This window comes from Streptomyces sp. NPDC006743 (genome assembly GCF_040703815.1).
Taxonomy (GTDB): Bacteria; Actinomycetota; Actinomycetes; order Streptomycetales; family Streptomycetaceae; genus Streptomyces.
The window spans coordinates 1-10,949 of the sequence record NZ_JBEYJA010000043.1 but is presented as its reverse complement, the minus strand read 5'-3'; the positions used below and the strand labels follow the sequence as shown (position 1 = coordinate 10,949).

General features: G+C 74.1%; 9 protein-coding genes. All 9 read left to right on the top strand.

Annotated elements, in window-relative coordinates; all coding sequences use genetic code 11:
* Positions 1-41: 41 nt before the first annotated feature.
* The 9 genes from ABZ719_RS28045 (at position 42) to ABZ719_RS28005 (ending at position 10,490) form a co-directional block, all read left to right on the top strand.
* Entirely contained in the window at positions 42-455 is a 414-nt protein-coding gene (locus ABZ719_RS28045; RefSeq protein ID WP_037858989.1) for an acyl carrier protein, read from the top strand.
* The gene (gene acpS, locus ABZ719_RS28040) at positions 427-984 is read left to right on the top strand and encodes a holo-ACP synthase (RefSeq protein ID WP_366727957.1); all 558 of its coding nucleotides are present in this window, start codon (positions 427-429) and stop codon (positions 982-984) included. The genes ABZ719_RS28045 and acpS overlap by 29 nt, the downstream gene beginning before the upstream one ends.
* A 116-nt stretch (positions 985-1,100) precedes the next feature.
* Complete coding sequence (locus ABZ719_RS28035; RefSeq protein ID WP_366727956.1) at positions 1,101-2,390, top strand: beta-ketoacyl-[acyl-carrier-protein] synthase family protein; 1,290 nt, start codon at positions 1,101-1,103, stop codon at positions 2,388-2,390.
* 26 nt (positions 2,391-2,416) lie between these two features.
* Positions 2,417-3,718: a beta-ketoacyl-[acyl-carrier-protein] synthase family protein gene (locus ABZ719_RS28030; protein ID WP_366727955.1), complete on the top strand. Its 1,302-nt coding sequence runs from the start codon at positions 2,417-2,419 to the stop codon at positions 3,716-3,718.
* A 37-nt stretch (positions 3,719-3,755) separates the two neighbouring features.
* A complete protein-coding gene (locus tag ABZ719_RS28025) occupies positions 3,756-6,122 on the top strand; it encodes a beta-ketoacyl-[acyl-carrier-protein] synthase family protein (protein WP_366727954.1) in 2,367 nt (788 codons plus the stop codon).
* Positions 6,119-7,225, top strand: coding sequence for a 3-oxoacyl-[acyl-carrier-protein] synthase III C-terminal domain-containing protein (locus ABZ719_RS28020; protein WP_366727953.1), 1,107 nt, complete (start codon positions 6,119-6,121; stop codon positions 7,223-7,225). Before ABZ719_RS28025 ends, ABZ719_RS28020 begins: the two co-directional genes overlap by 4 nt.
* An 84-nt stretch (positions 7,226-7,309) precedes the next feature.
* Positions 7,310-8,308 (top strand): aldo/keto reductase, encoded by a 999-nt coding sequence (locus tag ABZ719_RS28015; protein WP_366727952.1) that lies wholly within the window; start codon positions 7,310-7,312, stop codon positions 8,306-8,308.
* Between the two features lie 56 nt (positions 8,309-8,364).
* Complete coding sequence (locus ABZ719_RS28010) at positions 8,365-9,570, top strand: FAD-dependent monooxygenase (RefSeq protein ID WP_366727951.1); 1,206 nt, start codon at positions 8,365-8,367, stop codon at positions 9,568-9,570.
* 38 nt (positions 9,571-9,608) lie between these two features.
* Positions 9,609-10,490, top strand: a complete 882-nt coding sequence (locus ABZ719_RS28005; RefSeq protein WP_366727950.1) for an ester cyclase — start codon at positions 9,609-9,611, stop codon at positions 10,488-10,490.
* The last annotated feature ends 459 nt before the right edge of the window (positions 10,491-10,949 follow it).

Sequence of the window (10,949 nt, the reverse complement as noted above, 5' to 3'; positions counted from 1 at the left end):
CCCGTCCCATCGCAACAACTGTTCACGAAGGGTAAGAACACATGTCGTACGAGGAGAAAGACTTCTCCGCCATCGTCCAGGACGCCGTCGCCGTCGCGCTGGGCCTCGACATCGAGGAGGTCGTGCCCGAGGCCACCCTGCTGGGCGACCTGGACGCCGAGTCCATCGACCTGCTCGACGTCCTGTTCCGCATCGAGCGGGCCTCGGACGTGAAGATCAAGGTCGCGGACATAGCCGAACTGCTCCAGGGCGGCATCCCCGACGAGGAGTTCGCCGACGAGGACGACATCATCAACGAGGTCGGCCTGGCCCAGCTCAAGAAGTCCCTACCGCAGATCGACGTGCAGGAACTGGCCGGCAAGCTCACGGCGGACGAGGTCCTGACGCTGTTCACCGTGCAGAACCTGACGGACCTGGTGGCCGAGCGTGCCTCACTCGCCGCAGCCGCTGCGTGAGCCGGGCGCGGGGCGGTCGCCCGACCGCCCCGACCCGCCGCCGCTGCGCGTGCGGACCGGCATCGACGTGGCCGAGGTGGCCCGGGTCGAGAAGCTGATGGCCTCGCAACCCGGGCTGCGCGAGCAGGTGTTCACCCCTCGCGAGCTGGCCTACTGCGACCGCCGCAGACGCACCGGCGAACACCTCGCGGGCCGCTGGGCCGTCAAGGAGGCCGTGCTCAAGTGCCTGGGGACCGGAATGACCCCGAGCATGGAGTGGACGGACATCGAGGTCGTCAACGACCGCGGCGGACGCCCCCGGGTACGCCTGCACGGCGAGGCGGAGAGCCTCGCGCAGGCCCTCGGCATGCACCACATCGACATCTCCCTGAGCCACAGCGGAGGTCTCGCCGTGGCCCACGCCGTCGTGGTGTGCCCGGCCGACCCGCCCGGCACGGCCCCCGGCTCCGGGCCGCCCACCCGCCAGACGCCGGACACGGCACCGCACAGCACACCCACCGCAGAAGGAGACGATCGGCATGAGGCTTGACGGCCGGACCCCGCAGCCCGGTCCGGGGCGGTCCACGACCGAGGGAGGCCGATGATGCGGTCCCACCTGACCGACCGCGCCGGCCGCCGGCCGGTGCCGGGGACGGAGGCGCTGCGATGAACCGCAGGGTGGTCGTCACCGGCATGGGCGCCGTCACGCCGCTCGGCAACGACGCCGAGAGCACCTGGCGCGGCCTGGCCGAAGGACGCAGCGGTGTCGGCCGGTTGACCTCGATCGACACCACCGGTCACGACGTGACCATCGCCGGCGAGGTCAAGGACTTCGACCTCGCCGAGGCCGTGCCCGCCTCGGTCGGCCTGCGCCGGCTGCTGCGGCCGGGCACCTTCGGCGTGGGCGCGGCCTGGGAGGCGCTGCGCGACGCGGGCGTCGGCAAGGACACCTACGACGGCGCGGACATGGGCGTGGCCATGGGCGCCAGCGTGGACCGCCCGGACCTGCAGTGGCTGGTGGACGTCGGGGCGCTGCGCGAGGAGACCGGCCGCGGCGACGCGTTCTTCCCGTACGCGCCCTCGGACTCGCTGTCCTACAGCCAGAGCGTCCCCACCGCCGCGATGGCCAGGATGCTGGACGCGACCGGTCCGATGCTGGGCGTGTCCACGGCCTGCTCGGGCTCCGCGCACGCCATCGGAGAGGCCTTCCGCACCCTCCAGGAGGGTGACGCGACACTGATGCTCGCGGGCGGCTACGACTCGCTGACCTCCTGGCTCGACCTGGTGGGCTTCAGCCTGCTGGGGGCGCTGACCAAGGAGTACAACGACGACCCGACGCGGGCCAGCCGCCCCTTCGACGGGAAGCGGTCCGGGTTCGTCCTCGGGGAGGGCGGCGTCGCCTTCGTCCTGGAGGACCTGGAGGCGGCCCGCGCCCGCGGGGCGCACATCCTCGCCGAGATCCTGGGCTACGGCACCAGCCTCAACGCCTGGCGCGTCACCGACTCGCCGCCGGACGGCAGCGGGGCCGTCGAGTCCATGCAGGCCGCGATCGCGGACGCCGGTCTCGAACCGTCCGACATCGACTACGTCGCGGCACACGGCACCAGCACCCACGGAAACGACCTGTCGGAGACCACGGCGATCAAGAAGGTGTTCGGCGACCACGCCTACCGGCTGCTGGTCAGCTCGCCCAAGTCGATGGCCGGCCACCTCACCTCGGCGGGCGCCGCGCTCAGCGTGTTCGCCTCGATCGGGGCGATCAACCACGGTCTGGTGCCGCCGACCATCAACCAGGAGACCCCCGACCGCAAGCTCGACCTCGACTTCGTCCCCAACACGGCGCGCGAGCACGACGTGCGCCACGCCCTCATCAACGCCTTCGCCTTCGGCGGCACCAACGTCGGTCTGGTCGTGGGGCGTTACGAGGACGAGCGGGCCGAGAAGGCGGAGCGATGACGGCCCGAGGAGACGGAGGAGCACCGATGAGCGGCACCGGACGCCAGGTCGTCGTCAGCGGCATCGGCCTGCTGACCGCCCTGGGGGAAGGCCCCGAGGCCAACTGGAAGGCGATGGTGGCGGGCGAGTGCGGGATCGGCCCGATCCGGGCCTACGACCCGTCGCCGCTGCAGACCCGGCTGGGCGGTGAGATACCCGGCTTCGACGCCACCCGGTTCGCCACCAGGCGGCAACTGCGCACCATCAACCGCGGCGACCGCCTCGCGCTGGCAGCCGCCCGGCTCGCCCTCGACGACGCGGGCCTGCCGCACAACCAGGCCGGGGGCGACGAGCTGGGCCACCGGGCCGGCCTCTACCTCGGGGGCAACAAGTCGATCGGCCGCATGGACCAGCTGATCGAGGAGCTGAAGGTCATCCGCCGCCCGGACGGCCGGGCCGACCTGGCGCACCTCGGCCGGCACGCGGACGTCATCATGCCGCCGCTGTTCTTCGTCGAAGGACTCCAGCCCGGCGCGGTGTTCAACATCTCGCAGACGTACGGCATCCGGGGCGCCAGCGCGTTCTTCGCGGGCGGCGCGGACGCGGGGGCCACCGCGATCGGCCGGGGCATGCGCGCGGTGCGCCGCGGCGACGCGGACGTGGTGATCGCGGGCGGCTACGAGGACGCCACCGACTGGTGGGCGATGACGCTGCTCGACCGGCTCGGCGTCCTGACCACGCGCAACGACCGCGGCCAGGCGGCGTACCGGCCCTTCGACCGGGAGCGCAGCGGCGCGGTCCCCGGCGAGGGTGCCGCGCTGCTGGTCCTGGAGGAGAAGCAGGCGGCGCTGCGCCGCGGCGCCCGCGTCTACGCCGAGCTGACCGGCTACGGCGCCGGCCACGACTGCGGTACGCCGCCGGCGCCGGACGCCGGGGGCCGGGGCGTGTCGCGGGCGGTGCGGCACGCGCTGCGGGACGCCCGGCTGTCCGCCGGCGACCTCGGCTACATCGCCGCCGACGGCTCGGGCACCCGGCTCGGGGACGCCTCGGAGAGCGCGGGACTGCGCACCGCGCTGGGCACGGCCGCCGCGTCCGTTCCGGTGAGCAGCGTGAAGCCGCAGACGGGTCACCTCGTCGGCGGCGCCGGCGCGCTGAACGCCGCCGTGTGCGCGCTCGCCCTGCACCACGGGGCGCTGCCCGCGACCCTCAACCTCGACGACCCCGACCCGGCGTGCGCACTGGACCATGTCCGCGGCAGCGCCCGGGAGGCCGGGCCCGCGCACGCGATGGCGCTGGCCCGGGGCATCGAGGGCCAGGCCGTGGCCCTCAGTCTGTCCAGGCCCGCGTGAGCGGCCGGACAGGCCCGTCCAGAAAGGGAAGCAGAGCATGAGTGACGTACCGGACCAGGCCGTCCGTGTCGTGGTCGCCGCCGTGGGCGCGATCACCTCGCAGGGCGGTTCCGCCGAGGCCCTGTGGGACGGGGTGCGGGCGGGGCGGATCGCGATCTCGCCCGTGCGCGGCCTGCCCATGGACGGCTACCAGACCACCGTGGGCGGCGAGATCACCGAACGCCCCCGCCCCGCCTACGACTACGCCCCGGGCTCCGGCGTCCGCGACTCCTGCCTGGACTTCGCGCTGACCGCCGCCGAGGAGGCCATGGCCGCCGCCGGCCTGACGGTGGGCACGGACATCCCGGCCGAACGCTGGGGTGTCGCGTACGGCACCTGCCACGGCGGCTGGCGCAGCGCCGAACTCGCGCTGCGGGAGGTGCAGGAGGGCCGCACCCCCGACTGGCACCGGTACACGTTCGTACCGCCGCAGGCCGCCGCGGAGGCGCTGTCGGCCGCCTTCGGCCTCAAGGGTCCGGTGCTCAGCGCGAACACGGCCTGCGCCTCCAGCGCGCACGCGCTCGCCCACGCCCTGGACGTGATCAGGGCGGGGCGCGCGGACGCGATGCTCGTGGGCGGCAGCGACGCCTTCACCGAGTCGGCGTTCGCCGGGTTCAGCAGCCTGGAGTCGCTCTCCGTGCAGCCCGCGGCCCCTTACTCCAAGGGCCGCTCGGGTCTGTCGCTGGGCGAGGGCAGCGGCATGCTCGTGCTGCTGTCGCAGGAGGCGGCCGAGCGGACCGGGGCGCCGGTCGTCGCCGAGGTGCTGGGCTACGGCCTGTCCGCGGACGGCCACCACCCGACGGCGCCACACCCCGAGGGGGAGGGCGCGGCGCGGGCGATCCGGGCGGCCCTGGCCTCCTCGGGCCTGGCCCCCGACGACGTCCGGTACGTCAACGGGCACGGCACCGGCACGCAGAAGAACGACGCGGCGGAGAGCAACGCGGTGCGGGCCGCGTTCGGCGACGCCGCCGAGAAGACCTCCCTGTCCAGCACCAAGTCGCTGATCGGTCATCTGCTCGGCGGGGCCGGTGCGGTGGAGGGCATCGTCACGGTGCTGGCGCTGCGCGACCAGATGGCGCCGCCCACCGCCTCCTTCGCCGGGGAGGACCCGCAGTGCGGGCTCGACCCGGTCGCGGGGACGGGCCGCCCGATGGTGCTGGACACCGCGCTGTCGAACAACTTCGGGTTCGCCGGGGCCAACGCCACGGTCGCCTTCGCCCGCCCCGGCGGCCCCGCCGTGCCGGCCGCGGACTCCCGCCCGGACGACGTCGTGGTCACCGGCTTCGGGGTGATCACCTCGGCGGGCGAGGGCGCCGAGGCGCTCTGGGACGCGTACGCGGCCGGGCGGCGGCAGGGTGCCACCGAGGACGGACTGCGCCTGGCCCGGGTCGAGTTCGACCCGTCGGCCGCGGGCACCCCACGGGAGCGCCGGCGCATGGACCGGGTCTCCCAGCTCGCCGTCGCCGCCTGCCGGGCCGCCCTGGGGCACGCGGACGCGGACGGCGACGCGGCCGCCACGGCCGCGACCGGCGTGGTGGCCGGCACCGGGATCGGTCCGATGGAGAGCAGCGAACGGTTCACCGCGCCGGTGCTGTCCGGGGGCGCGCAGGCCGCGAACCCGGCCGTGTTCCCGGCCACCGTGTACAACGGTGCGGCCGGCCAGGTCGCCATGGCCCTCGGCACCAAGGGGCCGACGTCGACGCTGACCTCGGGCCACGCGGCGGGCGCCGCCGCCCTGGGCGCGGCCTACGACATGCTGCGCACCGGTCGCGCCGAGCGCCTGCTGGTGCCCGCGGTGGAGGCCTTCTCGCCGGGTGCGCTGGACGCGTACCGCGCCATCCCGCTGTTCGGTACGGCGGCCGGGCGCCGGTACACGCTCGCCGAGGCCGGCATCACGCTGGTGCTGGAGCGCCGCGAGAGCGCCGAGCGGCGCGGTGCCACGATCCACGCCGTGGTCCTGGGCCACGCGACCGCCTCGGACGCCTGCGGCATCGGCCGCTGGGACCCGGCGGGCGAGGGCGTGGAGCGGGCGATGCGCGCGGCGCTGGACGGCGCCGGGCTGCGTCCCGAGGACGTCGGCGCCGTCTGGGCGAACGCGGCCGGTCTCGCCGCCGCCGACCGCCCCGAACGAGCCGCCGTGGAGCGGGTGTTCGATCTGGGGCGGGTGCGGTTCGAGACCCCGAAGCGGGTGCTCGGCGAGCCGGCCGGCGCGGGCGCACACCTGTCGGCGGTCCTCGCCGTCGGCGCCTGGCGCGACGGCCGCGCCCACCGCCCCGTCGTGGTCAACAGCTCGTCCCTCGGCGGCACCCACACCTCGCTCGTCCTCTCCCCCGCCCCCCTGCGCAGAACGGAGTCCGGCCGATGACCACCGCGTACGACGTGAAGATCCTGTCCACCGGCAGCTATGTGCCCGGTGATCCGCTGGACAACGCCGCGCTGGAGAAGTACGTCGGGCCGCTGCCGGACGACGTCCTCGACGGCATCCAGGTCAGGACCCGGTACTGGATGATCGACCCGGTCACGGGCGAGCACGTGATCAACAACAGCCGGATGGCCGAGCGCGCCTCCCGCCAGGCCCTTCAGCGGGCCGGTGTGGAGCCCGGCGAGGTCGACCTGATCGTGGTGTGCACGGCGACGCCGGAGTACACGCTGCCCAACGTGGCCACCACCCTGCAGCACTACCTGGGCCTGGAGAGCACCGCCGCGATCGAGATCCGCGGGGCCTGCGCGGGCTGGGTGCAGGCGCTGGACCTGGCCAGGCGGCAGCTGTCCGACGGGACGGCGCGCACCGCTCTCGTGGTGGGCAGCGAGTCCGTCTCGCCGCTGATGGCTCCGCTCTTCCTGGGCAAGGACCCGGCGCGGGTGCGGATGCGGGACCGGCTGACGCTGTACACGTTCGGCGACGGCGCGGGGGCCGTGGTGCTGCGGGCCGAGCCCGTCGACGACCCGGCCGGCCCGCGGGCGGACGCGTCCACCTTCGTCAACGCCTGCGTGGGCGGTCTGCGCAAGCCGGGCATGGAGATCATCGGCGGCGGTACGGACGTGCCGCAGGCGGAGCAGCTGCGCCGCCGCCAGCTGATCCAGATGAAGATCGACGTGCCGGGCACCTCGTCCTTCGGGCCGCAGGTGTTCGTCCGCGCGATCCAGGAGCTGACGCGCAAGGAGGGCCGCCCGCTCGGGGAGTTCGACGCGATCGTGCTGCCGGAGGGCAACGCCGACTACTTCGCCGGCGAGTACGAGTCCGCCGGTCTGTCCGCCGCGGAGAACCGGGCGCTCACCGGGCGGATCGTGGAGAACCTGGCCGACGTGGGGGCCACCGGCTCCGCGGCGGTGCCGCTGTCGCTGGACGCGGGCTGGACCTCGGGACGCATCCGCCCCGGCCACCGCGTCGTGCTGCTCGGCATCGAGGCCAGCCGGTACGTCTACACCGGCCTCTCCGTGACCTGGCAGGCACCGGCCCCGGCCTGACCGACCCCCCGGCAGGGCAGCGCGGCCCGCACGTCCTCGCCCCGGACACCAGACGCACCACGTGATTCCAAGGAGACACACCGCATGGCAATCGGACACCGCACGCTGGGCAAGCCCGGCCTCGACGTCTCCGCCCAGGGGCTCGGCTGCATGGGCATGACGATCGGCTACGGCGAGGCGGACGCGACGGAAGCGCTGGCCACCATCCACCGGGCCCTGGAGCTGGGCGTCACCCTGCTCGACACCGCCGACATGTACGGCCCGTACGCCAACGAGGAGCTGATCGGGCGCGCCGTCGCCGGCCGCCGCGACCAGGTCGTGCTCTCCTCCAAGGTGGGCAGCGAGATCGACAACGGCCGCCTGACGTGGCGGGTCAACAACCGCCCCGAGTACATCCGCCGGTCGATCGAGGGCACTCTGCGCCGCCTGGGCACCGACCACCTCGACCTCTACTACCTGCACCGGGTCGACCCCGAGGTTCCCGTGGAGGAGTCCTTCGGCGCGCTCGCCGGACTCGTCGAGGCCGGGCTCGTGCGGCACCTGGGGATCTCCGAGGCGGCGGCCGCGACCATCCGGCGCGCCCACGCGGTGCACCCGCTGACCGCCGTGCAGACCGAGTACTCGCTGTTCACCCGCGACGTCGAGGTGAACGGCGTGCTGGAGACCACGCGCGAGCTGGGCATCGGCTTCGTCGCCTACAGCCCGCTCGGCCGCGGCTTCCTCACCGGCACCATCCGCGACACCTCGGACATCCCCGAGGGCCTCGACTTCCGGCACATCGCGCCCCGCTTCGAGAGCGGGAACATCCGCCGGAACCTGCCCGTGGTCGACCGGCTCAGCGACCTCGCCGCCGCGACCGGCACCACGGTCGGCCGCCTGGCGCTGGCCTGGGTGCTCTCCCGCGGCCAGGACGTGGTCGCCATCCCCGGCACCAAGCGCCGCACCTACCTGGAGGAGAACGTCCTGGCGAGCGACGTGCGGCTCACCGACGACGTCCTGGCGGCGATCGACTCCATCGCCCCGTACGGCATCACGGCCGGGGACCGCTACCCGGCCGCCGAGATGCCCCAGCTGAACCGCTGAACCACCGGCTCCCCGCACCCGCCCAAGCCATCCGCCCCGACTCCCGGGAGAAGGACATGTCCGCACCAGCACCCCGCCCCATCCGCCGAGCCCTCATCGCCGGCGGCGGACTCGGCGGTCTCGCCACCGCGCTGGCCCTTCAGCAGCAGGGCATCGAGTCCGTCGTCTTCGAGCGCGCGCCCGAACTGCGCGACGGCGGCGCGGGACTGCACATCTTCACCAACGGCATGCTCGCCCTGGCCCACCTCGGGCTCGCCGAGCAGGTCACCGAGATCGCCCCCGTCCAGTCCGTGTGCCGCTTCGCGACCTCGACCGGCCGGGCCATCGGCAGCTACCCGGTGGGCGAGTTCATCGAGCGCTACGGGCAGCCCACCGTCGCCATCGGCCGCTCCGACCTGCACGGCATCCTGCGCGACGCCGTGGACGCGCCCGTCGTCACCGGCGCCGAGGTCACCGGCTACACCGAGCACGCCGACGGGGTGAGCCTGCACTTCGCCGACGGAACCTCCGAGGACGGGGACCTCCTGATCGGTGCCGACGGCGTCCACTCCGCCGTACGCGCCGGCCTGCTCGGCCACCAGCCGCCCGACTACACCGGCTACATCGCCTGGCGCGGTCACGCGAAGATGAGCGCCGAGGAGTTCGAACCCGGCAGTTTCCAGGCCCTGTTCGGCCCCGGCACCCGCTTCACGTACTACGACATCGCGCCCGGCGTCGTGCACTGGATGAGCGTCGCCAACGGCCCGGCGGGCGGCCGCGACGAGGGCACGCCCGAGCAGACCCTGGACATGCTGCGTGCCCGGCACGCCGGCTGGGTCGACCCGGTGCGGCGGATCCTCGACGCCACCGTGCCGGAGAGCATCATCCGCGGCGACGTGGTGGACCGCAGACCCGACCCGGTCTGGGGCCGGGGCCGGGTCACCCTGCTCGGCGACGCCGCGCACGCCGTCAGCTTCAACATCGGACAGGGCGCCTGCCTCGCCGTCGAGGACGCCCTCGTGCTGGCCGAACACCTCGCCGCGCCCGGCGCCACCGTCCCCGAGGCACTGCGCGACTACGAGGCCGAGCGGCAGGAGCGCACCCGGCCCATGCAGCTGCTCGCCCACCGCATCGGCGTGATGGGCGCGCTGCAGAACCCGGCCGCCATCTGGCTGCGCGACCGGGTGCTGAAGCTCGGCTGGGCCCGCACCTTGCGCACCACGGAACAGGAACACGTCGCCTATGCCACGCGGTGGGCCTCGAACACCGCCGCCGCGGCGTGAGCGCGTTCGTGAACGCCCAGGAAGAGAGGACTGCCGCTGTGACCACCGCGACCACCGTGAACCCCGCGCTGACGGCGTGGGAGAGTACCGAGGAACGCAACAAGGCGAGCATCCGGCGCGTCTTCGCCGAGTTCGTCAACCGGGGCGACTTCTCCGTCGTCGACGAGCTGTACCGGCCGGACGTCGTCGACCACGAGGGCCTGCCCGGGGCGCCCCAGGGCCGCGAGGGCGTGAAGTACACCATCGGCGGACTGCGTGAGGCGTTCCCCGACTTCCACGTCACCATCGAGGACATCAGCGCGCACGGCGACATGGTCGTCATCCACAACACCTGGCGCGGCACCCACCTCGGCGACCTGCTGGGCGTCGCGCCCACCGGCCGCTCGTTCGTCTCCGTCGGCATCGTCGTCTGGCGGTTCGACGAGGAGGGCAGGATCGCCGAGCGCTGGGCGCACGGGGTGGCGTCCAACCTGTTCTCCGCGCTCGGCATGCGGATGCTGGCGCCCCGCAAGGGCGGCCGGCGCAGCGAGAAGGGCACCCGGTCCGTGGTGCGCACCGTGCCGCTGCGCAACGGCAAGCCCATGGCCTGGCACCGGCTCACCCAGGAGCTGCAAGGGCCGCGCCTGCGCGAGTACGAGGCCTCCCGGCGGCGGCTGGGCATCACCCACGAGGTGCTGCGCATCGACCCGCGCCCGAACCGGGACCACGTGATCGTGGAGTTCGAGACCGCGGACCCGGAGCGGACCAGGAAGCGCTGGGCGGAGTCGAAGGACCCCTTCGACCTGTGGCTGCGCGAGCAGATCCTCGACATCCACGGCGAGGACCCCTGGGCCGGGCCCGCCACCGCCTGCGAGTCGACCGGCCTCACCTGGACGGCGCCGCAGCGGCTCGTCCCGGACCGCCCCGACGGACCCCGCTGAGCGGGGCACGGTCCGCCGACCGCTGTTCGAGCCGTTCTCCAGAGGCGGTCGGCAGACTGGGGCCCTCCCTCGGCCGCACGGACGAAGGCCGCCCACCCGCCGCACCGGCGCGGGCCGGCAGACCGCCGTCCAGCAGGCCGCCGTCCAGCAGGCCGCCAGGCCAGCGGACGGACAGGCCTACACGCCAGACGCTGCCAAGCCGACAGGCCAGAGGCTGCCAGGCCGCAGGCCGACAGGCCCGGGAGGCTTGTCCGCAGGGCATCAGGACCGACGGGTCCGCGCCGCACATCCCCCGACGGCGCGGGCCCGTCGCATGTGTTCTCCCCCGCCGACCCCGCCCCGCTTCAGAGCTGCGAACAAAAGGGGCGCCCGGCTCGCGACGCCCGGCACGCACGCTCGCGGCGTTGCCGAAAGGCCCTGGTAGCTCCGCTACAAGGACCTTCCGGCGCCTTGCGATCG

Bases quoted from the DNA above. Each gene is read 5' to 3' on its own strand.
- ABZ719_RS28045 (WP_037858989.1), top strand. From the start codon at position 42: ATGTCGTACGAGGAGAAAGACTTCTCCGCCATCGTCCAGGACGCCGTC.
- ABZ719_RS28035 (WP_366727956.1), top strand. From the start codon at position 1,101: ATGAACCGCAGGGTGGTCGTCACCGGCATGGGCGCCGTCACGCCGCTC.
- ABZ719_RS28030 (WP_366727955.1), top strand. From the start codon at position 2,417: ATGAGCGGCACCGGACGCCAGGTCGTCGTCAGCGGCATCGGCCTGCTG.
- ABZ719_RS28025 (WP_366727954.1), top strand. From the start codon at position 3,756: ATGAGTGACGTACCGGACCAGGCCGTCCGTGTCGTGGTCGCCGCCGTG.
- ABZ719_RS28020 (WP_366727953.1), top strand. From the start codon at position 6,119: ATGACCACCGCGTACGACGTGAAGATCCTGTCCACCGGCAGCTATGTG.
- ABZ719_RS28015 (WP_366727952.1), top strand. From the start codon at position 7,310: ATGGCAATCGGACACCGCACGCTGGGCAAGCCCGGCCTCGACGTCTCC.
- ABZ719_RS28010 (WP_366727951.1), top strand. From the start codon at position 8,365: ATGTCCGCACCAGCACCCCGCCCCATCCGCCGAGCCCTCATCGCCGGC.